This is a genomic window from Desulfitobacterium nosdiversum, assembly GCF_049860565.1.
Lineage (GTDB): Bacteria > Bacillota > Desulfitobacteriia > Desulfitobacteriales > Desulfitobacteriaceae > Desulfitobacterium_A > Desulfitobacterium_A nosdiversum.
The window spans coordinates 3,440,885-3,456,363 of the sequence record NZ_CP172056.1 but is presented as its reverse complement, the minus strand read 5'-3'; the positions used below and the strand labels follow the sequence as shown (position 1 = coordinate 3,456,363).

Annotated in this window: 14 protein-coding genes; 12 read left to right on the top strand and 2 right to left on the bottom strand. The window is 38.2% G+C overall.

Annotation, left to right across the window (positions count from 1 at the left end; all coding sequences use genetic code 11):
• Nucleotides 1–193 precede the first annotated feature (193 nt).
• The 3 genes from ACHOLT_RS16845 (at nt 194) to ACHOLT_RS16835 (ending at nt 2,519) form a co-directional block, all read left to right on the top strand.
• Nucleotides 194–814, top strand: a complete 621-nt coding sequence (locus ACHOLT_RS16845) for a class I SAM-dependent DNA methyltransferase (RefSeq protein WP_425802969.1) — start codon at nt 194–196, stop codon at nt 812–814.
• Between the two features lie 188 nt (nt 815–1,002).
• Entirely contained in the window at nt 1,003–2,037 is a 1,035-nt protein-coding gene (locus tag ACHOLT_RS16840; protein ID WP_425802967.1) for a PocR ligand-binding domain-containing protein, read from the top strand.
• Nucleotides 2,038–2,063: 26 nt separating this feature from the next.
• Nucleotides 2,064–2,519, top strand: a complete 456-nt coding sequence (locus ACHOLT_RS16835) for a chemotaxis protein CheW (RefSeq protein ID WP_425802964.1) — start codon at nt 2,064–2,066, stop codon at nt 2,517–2,519.
• Nucleotides 2,520–2,610: 91 nt separating this feature from the next.
• On the opposite strand, the gene ACHOLT_RS16830 is transcribed toward ACHOLT_RS16835, so the two are convergent.
• Nucleotides 2,611–3,162: a cytochrome c3 family protein gene (locus tag ACHOLT_RS16830; RefSeq protein WP_425802962.1), complete on the bottom strand. Its 552-nt coding sequence runs from the start codon at nt 3,160–3,162 to the stop codon at nt 2,611–2,613.
• A 244-nt stretch (nt 3,163–3,406) separates the two neighbouring features.
• Between ACHOLT_RS16830 and ACHOLT_RS16825 the strand changes: the two genes are divergently transcribed.
• The 4 genes from ACHOLT_RS16825 to ACHOLT_RS16810 all read left to right on the top strand — a co-directional run bounded on the left by ACHOLT_RS16825 (nt 3,407) and on the right by ACHOLT_RS16810 (nt 8,847).
• Entirely contained in the window at nt 3,407–5,125 is a 1,719-nt protein-coding gene (locus ACHOLT_RS16825) for an FAD-binding protein (protein ID WP_425802959.1), read from the top strand.
• Nucleotides 5,126–5,292: 167 nt separating this feature from the next.
• A complete protein-coding gene (locus ACHOLT_RS16820) occupies nt 5,293–6,846 on the top strand; it encodes an FAD-dependent oxidoreductase (RefSeq protein WP_425802956.1) in 1,554 nt (517 codons plus the stop codon).
• Nucleotides 6,847–6,949: 103 nt separating this feature from the next.
• The gene (locus ACHOLT_RS16815) at nt 6,950–8,110 is read left to right on the top strand and encodes a PucR family transcriptional regulator (RefSeq protein ID WP_425802953.1); all 1,161 of its coding nucleotides are present in this window, start codon (nt 6,950–6,952) and stop codon (nt 8,108–8,110) included.
• A gap of 467 nt (nt 8,111–8,577) precedes the next feature.
• Nucleotides 8,578–8,847 (top strand): group II intron maturase-specific domain-containing protein, encoded by a 270-nt coding sequence (locus ACHOLT_RS16810; RefSeq protein ID WP_425808113.1) that lies wholly within the window; start codon nt 8,578–8,580, stop codon nt 8,845–8,847.
• A 129-nt stretch (nt 8,848–8,976) separates the two neighbouring features.
• Here the strand turns inward: ACHOLT_RS16810 and ACHOLT_RS16805 are convergent, their stop codons facing one another.
• Nucleotides 8,977–10,008 (bottom strand): YeiH family protein, encoded by a 1,032-nt coding sequence (locus tag ACHOLT_RS16805; protein WP_425802951.1) that lies wholly within the window; start codon nt 10,006–10,008, stop codon nt 8,977–8,979.
• A 171-nt stretch (nt 10,009–10,179) separates the two neighbouring features.
• Between ACHOLT_RS16805 and ACHOLT_RS16800 the strand changes: the two genes are divergently transcribed.
• The 5 genes from ACHOLT_RS16800 to ACHOLT_RS16780 all read left to right on the top strand — a co-directional run bounded on the left by ACHOLT_RS16800 (nt 10,180) and on the right by ACHOLT_RS16780 (nt 15,293).
• Complete coding sequence (locus ACHOLT_RS16800) at nt 10,180–11,085, top strand: LysR substrate-binding domain-containing protein (RefSeq protein WP_425802949.1); 906 nt, start codon at nt 10,180–10,182, stop codon at nt 11,083–11,085.
• Between the two features lie 189 nt (nt 11,086–11,274).
• Nucleotides 11,275–12,045, top strand: a complete 771-nt coding sequence (locus ACHOLT_RS16795; protein WP_425802946.1) for a thiazole synthase — start codon at nt 11,275–11,277, stop codon at nt 12,043–12,045.
• A 12-nt stretch (nt 12,046–12,057) separates the two neighbouring features.
• The gene (gene thiH / locus ACHOLT_RS16790) at nt 12,058–13,218 is read left to right on the top strand and encodes a 2-iminoacetate synthase ThiH (protein ID WP_425802944.1); all 1,161 of its coding nucleotides are present in this window, start codon (nt 12,058–12,060) and stop codon (nt 13,216–13,218) included.
• Between the two features lie 235 nt (nt 13,219–13,453).
• Nucleotides 13,454–13,942: a DUF6323 family protein gene (locus ACHOLT_RS16785; protein ID WP_425802941.1), complete on the top strand. Its 489-nt coding sequence runs from the start codon at nt 13,454–13,456 to the stop codon at nt 13,940–13,942.
• Nucleotides 13,932–15,293 (top strand): DUF6179 domain-containing protein, encoded by a 1,362-nt coding sequence (locus tag ACHOLT_RS16780; protein WP_425802939.1) that lies wholly within the window; start codon nt 13,932–13,934, stop codon nt 15,291–15,293. Before ACHOLT_RS16785 ends, ACHOLT_RS16780 begins: the two co-directional genes overlap by 11 nt.
• Nucleotides 15,294–15,479: the final 186 nt, after the last annotated feature.

The following is a 15,479-nucleotide window of genomic DNA, read 5'->3' as shown; positions in this document are numbered from 1 at the left end:
ATAAAGGTAAGTGCTAATTGAGGTTTGTTATATGCCCATAAAAATATTTAATAATACAAATAGTTAGATTTAATGGAGGGATAAACAGACAGTAAATTAGTTTTATGCAGGAAAAACTAGGTTTAGAGAGAAAGAGAATAAAAAAGGTAAGTAAGTTTATATTTCTTTAGTAAAAAAGAGAGATGGATTTGTTATGAATAATAAAAACCTATTTGAAGACAAAGCTGATGATTATGAATCATGGTTTGAAGAAAATCAAAGTATTTTCGAATCGGAAGTAAATGCACTCAAAGCAGTTTTTCCATACGGTGGAACTAGAATTGAAATCGGAGCCGGAACAGGTCTTTTTGCGAAAGAATTAGGAATTAATATCGGGGTTGAACCATCAATAAAAATGTCTCAAAAAGCTAAGGAAAAAGGACTAAACATCATTAATGCAGCTGCTGAGGATATGCCGATTCCGGATAAAACTTTTGATGTTGCGTTGATGGTAACTGTAGATTGTTTTTTAATGAGTATTGAAACTGCATTTACTGAAGTACATCGAATATTAAAGGATGACGGTTTTTTTGTTATTGCTTTTATTGATAAGGCTACTCCTCTGGGTATGAAGTATGAAGAGAATAGAGGCAGCAGCAAATATTATTCAAGTGCAAACTTTCATTCGGCAAGTGACATAAAACATTATTTAGAGGAATCCGGTTTTAGTATCGTTCAAGCGAAGCAAACTATATTTTCGTTAGAAAACACCTTACAAAGGGTTAAAAATGGTCTTGGTGAAGGTGTATTCGCTGTTATTAAAGCTAAGAAATAACTTAAGATAGAGTATTAAAAAACTAGTTAAAGTAATTGTTGCTTTAACTAGTTTATTTAAATTAATTAATAAACACATATTTAGACTTAATATTTAAAAATAAATTTGTTGTAAAAGAATGAATATTAAAGGAATAATAAATATTTTGTCGAATAGTTGCTACTATCAATAAAATTGGAGGCATGCAAATGACAGAAGAAAAATTAGATTTAAGTAATGTAACTCTCAAAGATGTTATCAATCTCGATTTTTTGCAGCAATTCCAAGATGATTTTGCAAAAGGAGTAGGACTGGCTAGTGTTACAGTTGATACTGAAGGAAATCCTTTAACGAATCCAAGCAGTTATACTCGATTTTGTAAAAACTTTACTCATTCAACAACAACCGGAGATAAGCGGTGTGCGGAATCACATCGAAAAGGCGGAGAGGAAGCTGCTCGGACTGGAAGACCAGTCGTATATGAGTGCCATGCAGGACTCATCGACTTTGCAGCTCCAATTATGATTGAAGGACGGTTAATTGGTACTATATTAGGAGGACAAGTTCTAACGGATATTCCCGATGAAGAAAAATATCGTAAAATAGCAACTGAAATTGGCGTTGATGAGGAAGGGTATGTCGAAGCGGTACATGAAGTCCAGAAATTATCGCGTGAACGTATAGAAGCAGCAGCTAACGTACTTTTTATTGTTGCAAACAATATATCAAATGCTGCATATCATCAACTTAATTTGAAAGCAGTAGCGGATACCTTGTCCGAGCAATTGTCACAAATATCGGCTACGATGGAAGAATTAGCAGCCTCAGCCAGTGTAGTTAATGAAAATCAGGCAAATTTAAACACAGAAATTAAAAAAGTAAATGTTGTAACTGGAAAAATTGATGCAGTGATGGATTTTATTAAAGAAATAGCGGATGAAACTCGTTTATTAGGCTTAAATGCTGCGATTGAAGCGGCGAGGGCGGGAGAGGCTGGTCTTGGGTTTGGTGTTGTTGCTCAAGAAATCAGAAAACTTTCTGCGGATTCGAAAGAAACAGTCGGTAAAATAAAGCAACTAACAACAGAAATAAAAGAATCAGTAGACAGTACTGTAATTATGGGCAATGAGACAACCAATACAGTCGGTCAGCAGGCAGCTGCAATTGAACAAGTAACCGCAAGTATTATGGAAATTTCAAGTCTTACTGAACAATTAGAAAAACTGGCAAATACGCATTTATAAGTTCTTTTGGAGGGGATGGGTCTTTATTGAGCATTCAATTTGTTATATTTGAATTAGATGATATGGAATTTGGGCTTGAAATAACAGCCGTCAATTCAATATTAAGAGCGAGAAAATTTAAATTACAGACCTTACCAGGAACTAATAAATCAATTGAGGGAATCATAAATGTCCGTGGAAATATTAATTTCATTTTTAATTTAAGGACAAAGTTTAACTTTGTTGAAAAGGAAATCATTGAACAGAGCAAGTTCATCATGTTAAATTCAAATAATACAAATTCCGGCTTCCGAGTTGATGAAGTTACAGATATTATTAAATTAAATGATGAAGAAATAAATCAGGTTCCTAATTTTACTTGTGGAATTAATGATAATTACATTGTAGGTATTGGAACTGTTGAAGATCGAATGATTATCATACTAGATCCAGAGAAAATATTTACTGCTGAAATTGCTACTCTTGATTCTATTAGATGTTAAACAATGAAAGGGGTTGCAGCCATGAACCATTCAGTTCGTGGCTGCAACCCCTTTTTCATGTAAAATTTACTATGAAACCTTACATAAACGTTTATTTTTTCTGTTCAAAATAGGCGGGTAATTTGTTTAACCAAGAAAATTGATGGCAGTCCATACATAGAGCTTTAGAAGGTTCGTGCATTTTATGACAAGTGTAGCATTCAAGATCGCCATTATGACTATCATGGGGGTTTGATCCATTATCCTCTGGGAAAACTGTTTTAGCTTTAACATCATTATAATTATGACATTTGAGGCACATTTCCTTGGGAAATTCTCGGGTTTTCATTGGAGATTCGTAATTACCGGTTATATACTTTATACCTTCTTCGGTTTGAATGCTGAGTGAACTCTCGTGGCAATCGTGACATTTCACTTCAGCTTTAGCATGGGAATTAGCGAGAAGATTGCTGTCATGGTAGCTATCATACATGGGCTGCATATTATGGCAAAGCGTGCAAAATTGTGGGTTAGCACTGGCTTTAACCACTGCGGCCGTTCCACCGACTCCAATGAGAACCAATGCAATAAGGATTATCAATATTGCTTTTTTTGTAAGAAATCTTTCCCTTAACCTTTTACGTTGTACCTTGTTTTCATCCATTTTGTCTCCCCCTTAAAATAGTTGTGAGATAGGACTTAATTAGTTATGAATTATCTCGACACAATTTTACTCGATAACTTCATTTATTTCTTCTGGTGCAGCCACCAGTTTTTTTTCGGCATTTTTGTATTCGAACACACTTTCACTAATTAAATGATAATGTTAGATTTTAGGCAAGTATTGTTCTTCAAAATGTAGTAATTTTTACATGAAAATTTTAGTCGTAAGAAGGGATGGGTGTTTAATGAGTTCAGAGGAAAAAGGGAAAAAGGGATTATCCAGAAGAGACTTTTTTAAGGGAAGCGCGCTTACTGCTTTAGGTGTCGCTTCCGGAGGTTTATTAGCTGGCTGTGGAACAACACCTACACAAACTTCTCAAAAACCAGCGGAATCTTCCGGTGGGAAAAAATGGAGCTGGGAAACAAAACCTTCAGCTATTGCGGCTTCAGACATCAAAAAGACGGTTGATACAGAGGTTCTAGTCATCGGAGCAGGGCTTACGGGTACTGTGGCAGCCCTATCTGCCCATGAAGCCGGTGCTAAAGTTACGATTATCGAAAAAAATGAAACATTTGCTTGCCGTGGCGGGCACATTACTGCCTTCAATAGTAAGGTTCAACAGCAAATGGGTATTAAAAATGATTATCGGCAAATTGTTAGAAGATGGATTTACTGGGCTCAGGGCAGATGCAAAGAAGATATGCTCTGGACGTTTGCCCATAAAAGCGGTGCTTGTTTTGACTGGGTATTAGATCAGGTTACTCCCCGAGGCTTGAAGGTAGCGATGTGGGACGGTTATTTCAAAGGCCCAGATTATACCGAATATCCAGTAACTCACTTTTTCTATAAAGAAGGTACGAACTTTATTTATACCAATGGTAATATTGAAGGAGCGGGAAATGCTGTTTTGCTTCCAGAATTAGTAGGCTTGATTAAGGAAAAGGGGATTCAGCTTGATTATAAAACTCCAGCTGTTCAGCTAATTAGGGAAGGTAATGGTCCAGTGAAAGGCGTAATCGCCGGGACCAAAGGAAATTATACACAATATAATGCCAGCAAAGGCGTTATTATTGCAACAGGTGACTATGCTTCAGACAAAGAAATGGTGGAAAGATATGCCCCCTATGCACTTCAAATGGATTCTCAGATTTACTTCCCAAATAAATGCAATACAGGTGATGCTCATAAAATGGCGATGTGGGCTGGCGCTGCAATGCAAAAAGTGGAACCTCATGCGGGGGTTATTCACTTGGAATCTGGAGCACAAAGCTATGCGTTCCTTCATATTAACGGTTTAGGCGAACGTTATAAAAATGAGGATGTCAACACCCAATCCAAGAGCGTAACTAAAATCTATCAACCGAAAAAAGTTGCCTGGACAATTTATGATGCCGAGGGTTTGAACCAAGTAAAACAGCAGATTGATAGTGGGATCGGCGGAGGTTTATTCTACGGTCAAACATTTATGCGCATGGGCGCCAAGTTTGATTTGGCTGCCGAGCAACAAATTCTCGAGACACAGTTGAAAAACGGTAAGGTCGTATCAGCTGATACTCTTGAAGAGCTGGCTAAAAAAATGGATGTCCCTGTAGAAACTTTTGTTGCTTCAGTTAAACGCTACAACGAATTAGTGGCAGCTAAAAACGATGAAGACTTTGGTAAACGTGCTGAATTACTTACGCCTATTGTTAAACCTCCCTTCTATGGTGGAAAACTTTTAAGTACAATCCTAACAATGTGTGGGGGCTTAAGAACTAACCCGAAATGCCAGGTGTTGGATGAAGATGATAAGCCGGTTGGCAATCTTTACGTTGCAGGGTCTTCAGCAGGCGACTTCTTTGCAAATGACTATCCGACCATCTGCCCTGGGATAGGACATGGCCGCTGCATCACTTTCGGTCGGCTTGCCGGAATTATTGCTGCTGGCAAATCTCCAGATACAATTCCATCTTTAAAAGTATAAAACTTAACTCTTTAAAATATTTTCCCACTTCCGATCAGAGAGCGTCAAAATATTGGCGCTTTCTGATTTCTATATAAATCAAAATATAAGCTTTATAGTAGAGGAATGATATAAAAGGTGGGATAATGATATAATTAACAAAGAACATATTTATGGGGTTGATTCGGATGAAGACAGTAAAAAATGGCAAATGGAGTTGGGAAATAACACCTGTTCCTATCCCTGCTTCACAAATTGAAGAAACAATCAATACGGATATTATTGTCATTGGTGCAGGGTTGGCTGGGATGGTAACTACTTTAGCAGCACAGGAAGCAGGGGTAAATCCAATTTTAATTGAGAAGAATGGAACGTTTTCAGCCCGTGGCTTTCATAATGCAGCTTTTAACACTAAACTGCAAAAAGAAATAGGTATACAGATAAATTATCGGCAGGTTATTAGAGATTGGATCAGATGGGCCCAGAGTAAACTTGATGAGGATTTACTTTGGCTTTTTGCCAAGAAAAGCGGGGCCTGCATGGATTGGCTTATCGATATTGCTGAAAGCGCAGGAATGCAAGTCGGTCTTTGGGATGGGTATTTCAAGGGACCGGATTATACGGAATATCCTGTTACACATGTTTTCTATACTCCAGGCAATCGGGAAAATTCCTGTAACTATGGTCTTGTTAAAACTTTGGAAAAAACTGTCGTTGATCGAGGAATATCCATTCATTACAATAAGCCGGCGGTGCGCTTGATTAGAGATGGTGATGGTCCTGTTACAGGCGTTATTGCTGGATATCCGGGCCATCATACTCAATATAATGCAAGTAAGGGAATTGTGATTACGACAGGGGACTATTCATCCGATGTTGAAATGCTTGAAAGGTATAATCCCTCTGCACTTGAGGCTGATGCCCAAGTCTATTATCCCGAATCATGCAACCGTGGTGAAGGCCATAAGTTAGCGATGTGGGTTGGTGGAGCCATGCAGAAGGTGGAACCCCATACCGCAGTTGTTCATCTCGAAGCGGGAGCAATGAGTTATTTCTTTCTCCACGTCAACGCCAAAGGGAAACGCTTCAAGAATGAAGATGTAAACGCACAATCCATGAGCAGTATAAAAGAGTATCAGCCTGGGGGAATCGTTTGGACTGTGTATGATGATAATTTCTTAACGGATGTAAAAAGAGTAATAACGGAAGGATTAAGCGGTGGTTTATTCTGTGATCAGCTTACTCGATTATACGGTGAAGAATGGGATATAGATGCGGAAAAAGCTCTTTTAGAAGAGCACATTAAAAATGGTAAAGTTGTTAAAGCAAATACGCTCGAAGAGCTGGCACAAAAGATGAAAGTTCCTGTTGATAATTTAAAAGCTACGATAGACAGGTATAATGAATTGGCGGCAATGAAGGATGACTCGGATTACGGAAAGCGTTCAGAGCTGTTGACTCTAATCGTTAAACCTCCGTTTTATGCGGGGCGATTATTAAGCACAGTTTTGACGGCCTCAGGTGGTTTGCACACAAATATTAATTGTGAGGTTTTGGATGAATTTGACAACGCGATTAAAAACTTGTATGTTGCTGGATCTGCTGCTGGCGACTTTTTTGCCAACGATTATCCCACCATCTGTCCGGGTATAGGCCATGGTCGATGTATTACTTTTGGCCGTATTGCCGGAACAATCGCTGCCGGAAAATCTATAGATTTCATACCCTCAGCCAAAATCTGATTCTGTTGGATTAAATCTGCGCCCGAAAGCTAGACGATCAGAAAGCAGTAATATTATTTTTTAGGGTCTGATGCCTGGTTAATAATAAGGGTGGTGTCTTCGGATGATAAAAAACACAAAAGCTTCATACTATTTATTTGAAGGAATGTTAAATGACGGGCTTTCTTTTATAGCGAATTATCTTAACAGAAAAATTGGACAACTTGTAATAATTACAGACGCCGTTGGTAATTTTATTTACCCGGATCAAGGTGAAAATCTTTGTTTTGACATTCCTGAATTTGTGGACAAATATTTTTACCTGCCAGCGATAAAATGTCTTTATTATGCGATTCAAAGTGACGCCACAATGGCTTATATTATTGTTGAAGATTTACCCCAAGATAGGATAGAAGAAACCCTTGCCATAATATCTGAAAGTGATCTAGCCTTAACATATCATTTTTCACTTTCTGTTCGAAAAAAAGAAGACTTTGGGCAGAGCCTATGGGAAAATTTTTTTTCCAAATCATGTACCAGTATCGAGGAAAAACTAAAACGATTTGAGCAAAATGCGAATATTGATAACTTTTATTTTGTCTGTATCCTGGAAGCTGAAGAGGATTCGCCAAAAATTGATTGGAATGCTTTACGCGCATATACATATGAAACGATGCAACAAGATCGTTCCGAATATATTACCACTATTATTGCTCCCAGTCGTTTGATTTCGATTTTGCGGGGATATCCTGAGGGCGGCCCTATGAACATTAACCCTGATTGGCCAGGAAGAAAAACGATAGAAACAACCAAACAGTCGATTGCAGATAAATTTATGATAAATTATTCATTGGGTTTCGGAAGAGTATATAAACCATCAGGCTTGCTTAAAAGTTATCGAGAAGCATGTATTGCCTTAGCCTTGCCACGCCTTATGGGGGAAAACCAATTCATCCGATCTTTCTCGCAACTCGGGGTTTTTGTTCCCATATTCTCTAATGATATTGAAACGATAAAAAACTATTGCCTGCAAGTTTTAGGGAAAGTCATTGAGCATGATGAGAAGTACGGTACAGATTTTATTGGTACCTTAAGAATTCTGCTGGATAATGCCTGCAGTTGGACTACAACAGCTACAAAACTCTATGTACATGTAAATACGGTGCATTACCGCATGTTTAAAATTGAGAAATTGCTAAATGTTGATTTTTCACTGTTTCAGACCCGGCTTCATCTCTATACGGCCATCAAGACCTGGGATACGCTCCAAATATGCAACTTTTAGCTGAAAAGGCTCCGTTATTTAGGACATCATATGGTTAGAGAAAGCACCTTCATTCATAAGGAAATGAGGTGCTTTTATTATAAGTTAAAAAAGCTTTAAACAAGTAATTACATTTAAAAAAGAATAATTATTTATATTATATAAAAAATTCAAAATGTATATGAAAAAAAGAATTTCTAAAATAAACAAAAAGTTTAATTTATTTAGAGTATGAAGCAGAGCAACTACTTGCGGATATTGATGCAAGACTGAAAGAGTGAAGCTGGAATTGCATCCTGAGAAAATGAAGATTGTATATTGTCAAGACAAAGATAGAGTAAAGGAGTATCCAAATGTCGAATTGAATTTTCTAGGGTACACTTTTCGGAAGGTATTAAATAAAAGACCGAAGAGGCAGACTGCAGCTGAATTTCATTGCATCGGTGAGCAAGAAAGCTGAACAGACGCTGAAAGACAAAGTGAAAGCCATGGAAATACACAAGAGAACGGGTAGCAAGATTGAAATGATAGCAGAAGTGTTGAATCCTATCCTGCGAGGATGGATGAACTATTTTGGCAAATACAATCGCTCAGCAATGAAATGTTCGTTAGATTGTGTACAGCGGCGCCTGATAAAGTGGGCAATGTGCAAATACAAGAGATTTCGTGGACACCGGCGAAGAGGCGAAGAATGGCTGAAGCAAGTAAGAAAAAGAGAACCCAACATGTTTGCACATTGGGCTCTCTCGAGGAATTAAGTTGATAGGAGCCGTATGAACCGAGAGGTTCACGTACGGATTTGTGAGAGCCTTAGGGTGGAAATCCCTTTGGCTACTCGACTGAGAGGTCGGCTGCTCAATTAATGGGCAGCCTCCTACTCGATTAGTCTAGAACCAAAGGGTAAAGTATGAAAATGCGGATAGAATAATTGAAGCGATAAACATAGCCAAAAGCGGACGCAGAGCGCGGCTGCGTAAGTTTGACAAGTGGACGTTAAGCCCTAAACCAACCATGGCAGCGGCTAAAAGAAAGGGACCGATAACATTCGAAATGTCGAACAAAATATTTTTAGGAATAGGGAAATACGTACCGACAATGCTTGTTGCTAGGAAGCCAACCAAAAACCAGGGGAAAGGGGCGCTTTTAGCTGATTCATCGCGGTCTTTGCGGCGCATCCAGAGCGAAAGAATAAGACTTAAAGGAATAAGCAGGAAAACCCGGCCTAATTTAGCCAATAAGCCCATCGCCAGCGCATTAGTTCCGGCTGGAGCCGCCGCTGCAGCGACATGTGCAATCTCGTGTAAGCTGATTCCGCTCCAAATGCCGAATTGAGTTGGGGTGAGAGGGAGAAATGGACGAATCAAGGCATAAGTGATAGCAAACAGGGTGCCCATGAGTGCGATAATACCAGCTCCAATAGCCGTATCTTCATCCTCCGCTTTAACAATCGGAGAAATTGCAGCAATTGCCGCCGCACCGCATACCCCTGTACCAATACCCAAGAGTAGGGAGAGATTCATATCCGCTTTAAAAAATTTAGCCAAGAGCATGGTAGTTGCTATAGCAACAATGATCGAAAGGGTATCATGGACTAGCAGAAGTCCCCCCTGATGCAGTACAATGTCAATATTGAGTTTAAATCCATAGAGAACAATTGCAAAACGCAGAAGCTTTTGTGCAGAAAATTGAATTCCGGTTCGAAGGTCTTCCGGATAGCTAAAAATGTTTCGGTATAAGACAGCGATAAGAATTGCAGTCAGTAAGCCGCCGATATGATTGAGTACAGGTAAATTTGCGGCGGCAGTTCCGGCTGCAGCAATGATTAAGGTAAACAGGATACCCAAATAAAACTGCGGGTTCATCCATTTTTTAGTGGCTGTTGAAGTAACAGCCATCGCCATGTCATTTTGTTGTAGCATTTTTTCTCTCACCTTCCGAGAATCCCTAACGACTTTAAAAAGTAAAGGTATTCTTTGCTGTTTTGATTTACTCTAGAATAAGACTTGTTATATAATAAGTCAAAACACTATTGATTATATTTTGTATAAGCAAAACTTATTTTGCATATTTTTTACAGGAGGGTGTTTAATTTGGACCAACGTCTGCTCACATTTGTCACAGTAGCAGAAGAAAAAAGTTTTACAAAAGCTGCTCAAGTTTTGCATATAACCCAACCTGCAGTTACGCAGCATATTCAAAATCTGGAGAACGATTTTAACGTGAGTTTACTTGATCGCGGCAAGCGCACGGTTACTTTAACCAAGGCAGGTCATATCGTTTATCACCAGGCAAAGCAGATTTTGGCCTATTATAATGAAACTAAACGTCTGGTTGACGAACTGATTTATGAAGACAGTGGGAGTATGGTTATTAGTTCAAGCTATACTTTTGGCGAATATATTTTGCCCTATGTTCTTAAAGAATTTCAGATACGCTATCCCCATATTTCATTTATGGTTAATATCGTTAATAGTGATGATGTCATTCATCAAGTTCAAAACCGTGAGGCGGATATAGGTATCGTTGAGACTGAAATTTCTTCAAGCGAAAATCTAAAAGCTGTCCCTTTTTTTGAAGATACAGTAAGCTTTTTTGCAGCGTCAAATCATAATTTTTATACCGGAGAGGGTCCCACAATTGAGGAACTTTCCAGACAGACATGGATTTTAAGGGAAAAGGGATCGGGAACAAGAAAAGTTACGGAAAAGGCTCTTGAAGAGTTTGGCATTATTCCGGCACACACTCTTGAATTGGGAAGTATTCAAATTATTAAGGAGGCGGTCGAAGCAGGCCTCGGAATTTCGGCTCTCTCTAATTGGACCGTTCATAAAGAGCTTTCCTTAAATACTTTAAAGTTAGTTAACCCGGAGAATTTATCCCTGCAGAGGTCTTTTTCATATATTTATCTGCCCGCAGAATGGCAAACCAAGACAATCCAGTTATTTGCCGATTGTTTAAATAAAATATCAAGTTTAAAGCGAAATAACAGTGTTTAATTGAGTAAATGGGACGTAAATGGGATATCAAATAATTCAAATTGTGTTTGATATTTAATTAGGATAATGATAGACTACCATTAGAGTGTGAAGGTCACACGAAGGGGTACACCACCTTGGGTGTATTTTTTCGAGTGACCTTCATTTTTATATCTGCAATCTAATCCTAAGGAGAGAAGAGGTTAAAAAATGAGAAATGATCCTTTAAAAATTGGAGATCATGAGTTCTCGTCCAGGTTTATCTTAGGTTCAGGAAAATATAATTTGGATTTAATCAAAGCTGCCATTAATAACGCCGGGGCACAAATTATAACTTTAGCATTAAGACGTGCCAATACCCAGGGAAATGAGAATATTTTAGACTATATTCCCAAGGGGGTAACATTGCTGCCCAATACTTCGGGGGCCAGAAATGCTCAAGAAGCGGTCAGAATCGCAAGACTGGCCAGAGAAATGAGCTGCGGAGACTTTGTCAAGGTTGAGATAATTCGCGATACAAAATATCTATTCCCGGATAATTATGAGACGATTAAGGCTACGGAAATATTGGCCAAAGAGGGATTTATAGTTATGCCCTATATACACGCAGATTTGAATGTGGCACGGGATTTAGTCAATGCGGGGGCAGCCTGCATTATGCCATTGGCTTCACCCATTGGCTCAAATAAAGGACTAGCTTCCAAAGATTTTATTAAGATATTGGTCGATGAGATTGATCTTCCTATTATTGTCGATGCAGGAATTGGCCGTCCATCTCAAGCTTGCGAAGCAATGGAAATGGGTGTCGCAGCCGTAATGGCTAATACGGCAATTGCGACGGCCGGTGATATTCCGGCGATGGCGGGCGCATTTGGAAAAGCTATTGAAGCAGGACGCGCAGCATATCTAGCTGGTTTAGGCCGTGTACTGGATAAAGGAGCGTCTGCATCTTCGCCTTTAACTGGATTTTTGGAAGGATAGAGGTACAGTTTTATGAATGAGAAACGAACAAATCACATGAAATATATGCCGGGTATGGAAGCCGTTGAATCAGATGTCATGGATCAAGTCATTCGCCGCATGGAGGCCTATGATTATGATAAATATATGGCTTCTGATGTGCGGAAAGCTTTAAGTCACGATATTCGTACCGCCGAAGATTTTGCGGCCTTATTATCTCCGGCAGCCGGTCCATTTTTAGAAGAAATGGCTCAATTAGCCCAAGCGGAAACCAGAAAGCATTTTGGAAACTCTATTTACATGTTTACACCGCTGTATATTTCAAATTACTGTGAAAACTATTGTATTTACTGCGGGTTTAATTGTCATAACAAGATTCGGCGCGCGAGATTAAATTCAGAAGAAATGGAAAAGGAAATGCAGGCCATAGCGAAAACGGGTTTGGAAGAAGTCCTGATTCTAACGGGTGAAAGCCGCAAAATGTCCGATGTTAAGTATATCGGAGAAGCCTGTAAAATTGCTCGCAAATACTTTAAGATGGTTGGACTGGAAGTATATCCGATGAACTCCGATGAATATAAATACCTGCAAGAATGCGGTGCGGATTTCGTTACGGTATTCCAAGAGACGTATAACTCGGACAAATATGAAACGCTTCATCTGGCAGGACATAAGCGTATATTCCCATATCGCCTGAATGCACAGGAGAGAGCATTAAAGGGTGGTATGCGCGGTGTCGGTTTCGCGGCTTTGCTGGGATTAGATGATTTTCGTAAAGATGCTTTTGCAACGGGAATGCATGCCTATCTTCTTCAAAGAAAATATCCGCATGCAGAAATCGCTTTTTCCTGTCCCAGGCTTCGCCCGATCATCAATAATGATAAAATAAATCCTAAGGATGTTCATGAACCCCAGCTTTTGCAGGTTATTACGGCATATCGGCTGTTTATGCCGTTTGCAAGCATTACCATATCGACTAGGGAATGTGCAAGATTCCGTGATAACGTGATTGGTTTGGCAGCGACAAAGATTTCCGCAGGTGTAAGTACAGGGATAGGCAGTCATGGCGAAGAAGTTAAAGATACGGGAGACAATCAATTTGAAATAGCGGACACCAGAACTGTAGATGAAGTATTTCAGGCCATTAAATCCCGTGGATTACAGCCGGTAATGAATGACTATGTCTATGTATAATACTTTTTAGAAATTAATGCTTATATCCAATGTTAACAAATTTGTATAATTATAAAAAAGAAAAGAAAAAACGAACAATAAAATTCGTTTTTTCTTTTCTTTTTTATGAAAGGATGATATACTAAACATTAGTCACATTATAGAAATTATATATAAATAACCAAATTTATCATATCACGAATGAGCTAAAATGTCAATTCTTTTAAGAAATTTTTTTCATAAAGGAGTGACCGTTATGTCCTTTGAAATGGAGAGTCTGTATTTAGGTTTAATTCAAAAACAAGCGGTGCTGGACCTTGAAAAATGCAACGACTTTACAGTTCAATTCGGTTTAACCCTTTCTCACCATGATGCTGTCGAATTAGTTGAAACGCGAACCCTGGCTTTAAAAATGAATGGACGAATTGAATTCGGAGGAGGGGTTATTGAAAAAATAATTAAAGTATTTTGTAATTCACCCTATCTATCACAGCATAATTATGTTGAAATTCTTCATGATTTAACGGAAATCTTTTATTATTACAAAAATGAAACTCTAGATCTTATGAGCGATGAGGATTTAATCCGATTTATGAAATACAGCTTTGACAACATCTGTCAGGGTTCTTTAGAATTGCTTTCCGGACGAGAACTTTATAATTTAGCGCGAAATTTACGGTTTGGAAATACTCCTGAATACCTGAATAATTTAGCTGATGAGGAGGATGAAGAGGATGAATATTAAAAAACGCGGTATCATTAATCAAGATAAATTAAGCGGCGAATTTTTTTTAAATTCAATTATGCAAGAAGCATATGCCCATGAACTTTTGAGTGAATCCGAAATAGAAAATATTCAGCTTCAGTGCCTTAAATTTTTAGCTTTTAAAAGTGAAAAATACAACGGGGGTGAAAGCAGCTCGATAAGAATTGAGGAAGCCGAGAATATTATGAAATCTAATCTTTATACCATTGGCTTATTCCTAAAATCTTTATCGGATAGCGAAGATGCGATTAAGGAGTTAAAGACAACTCCCATTCCCGAGATATATCAAAAAGGAAGAGAACTTATTAACGTAAAAGAACATTCTGCAAAACATATGTATTATAGGGTTAAGTCGAATAAGATTATTAACCCCAATTATGCGTATAATGCAACAATTGACGAACAGGGGATCAGCAGTTTTTTCAAGCTGTATAATCCGGATTACGCAGCACATGAAATATCTGCATCTATTGATTATCAGCTGTGTAATCCCGTTATGGACCTTGTAGGAATCGAGTTTATTCAGAAATACCTCGAAAACTTATATCTTGAAAATGAATTTTGCCGTTGCTTTGAACCCATAAATATTCACCATCTGCTAAGCGGGTATGATGAGGGGTATAAGGATTTATTGATCAATATTTTCGAACAGGTACTGACATCGGCAGTAGGATGTATGCTTACCCATCATTCTGTTTTTAAATTAGATATTTCCCAACGAGAAATTGAACAATTGCATAACGAACTATCTGACGATGATGATCAGTCAATTTCTTTAAGGATTAACAAGGCTGCTGAAATGCTGCTTCAGGAGTTGAAGATTAAAAGTGATTCATTAAAAAAATATATAGAAATGAGTATTCCCAAAATCGCATTAAATATTGTTCAGGCTGTTAGAACAAATACCCTTGGACAAACGTTTGTTTCTGCGATCAATCCTGACCTGAAACCTCGGATCCAGTTTCTTTCCGGCATAAAAATGGAGGATAAAAATTACCGTAAACTAATTAACGAGTTGTTGATATGCCGTTATTCCTCAGATAAGCTTTCCTTAATAAAAGAAAAAGTAAAATCTTTCGAAGATATTGAGGATATTCTGTTTGATGCAAGATTAAACGAAAAAGAAGTTGTCTCTGTCCTCAATATGCTTGGGGATGTTGAGATCGCGGCACTCCTTAAAAGGCACCCCGTTAAATCGGAAATTCATGCTGCCGATTTAACGGAAGCTGAGTATGCGTTAAGAGTATATCTTAAAAGCTACTATGATCAGCTTACTGCCGACCGACAGGGGCAAATTTCTATAATCGAAAATCAGCTTATTGATGAATGAATATTATTTTGAAGTTCTCTCAGACAAGTTGTTTGAGAGAATTTTTTGATTAGAACTGGGTTTGTACCGATTATTATTAAGCTTGTGAAAATGATTATTTTAATAATTCAGAATATTTATTGATTTCTAAATATATGTGGCATATAGTTAGGTTATGGAGATAAATTTATAGATCTGGGAGGGGTA

Bases quoted from the DNA above. Each gene is read 5' to 3' on its own strand.
- ACHOLT_RS16780 (WP_425802939.1), top strand. From the start codon at position 13,932: ATGAATATTAAAAAACGCGGTATCATTAATCAAGATAAATTAAGCGGC.
- ACHOLT_RS16845 (WP_425802969.1), top strand. From the start codon at position 194: ATGAATAATAAAAACCTATTTGAAGACAAAGCTGATGATTATGAATCA.
- ACHOLT_RS16820 (WP_425802956.1), top strand. From the start codon at position 5,293: ATGAAGACAGTAAAAAATGGCAAATGGAGTTGGGAAATAACACCTGTT.
- ACHOLT_RS16805 (WP_425802951.1), bottom strand. From the start codon at position 10,008: ATGCTACAACAAAATGACATGGCGATGGCTGTTACTTCAACAGCCACT.
- ACHOLT_RS16795 (WP_425802946.1), top strand. From the start codon at position 11,275: ATGAGAAATGATCCTTTAAAAATTGGAGATCATGAGTTCTCGTCCAGG.
- thiH (WP_425802944.1), top strand. From the start codon at position 12,058: ATGAATGAGAAACGAACAAATCACATGAAATATATGCCGGGTATGGAA.
- ACHOLT_RS16815 (WP_425802953.1), top strand. From the start codon at position 6,950: ATGATAAAAAACACAAAAGCTTCATACTATTTATTTGAAGGAATGTTA.
- ACHOLT_RS16785 (WP_425802941.1), top strand. From the start codon at position 13,454: ATGTCCTTTGAAATGGAGAGTCTGTATTTAGGTTTAATTCAAAAACAA.
- ACHOLT_RS16830 (WP_425802962.1), bottom strand. From the start codon at position 3,162: ATGGATGAAAACAAGGTACAACGTAAAAGGTTAAGGGAAAGATTTCTT.
- ACHOLT_RS16840 (WP_425802967.1), top strand. From the start codon at position 1,003: ATGACAGAAGAAAAATTAGATTTAAGTAATGTAACTCTCAAAGATGTT.
- ACHOLT_RS16810 (WP_425808113.1), top strand. From the start codon at position 8,578: ATGGAAATACACAAGAGAACGGGTAGCAAGATTGAAATGATAGCAGAA.
- ACHOLT_RS16825 (WP_425802959.1), top strand. From the start codon at position 3,407: ATGAGTTCAGAGGAAAAAGGGAAAAAGGGATTATCCAGAAGAGACTTT.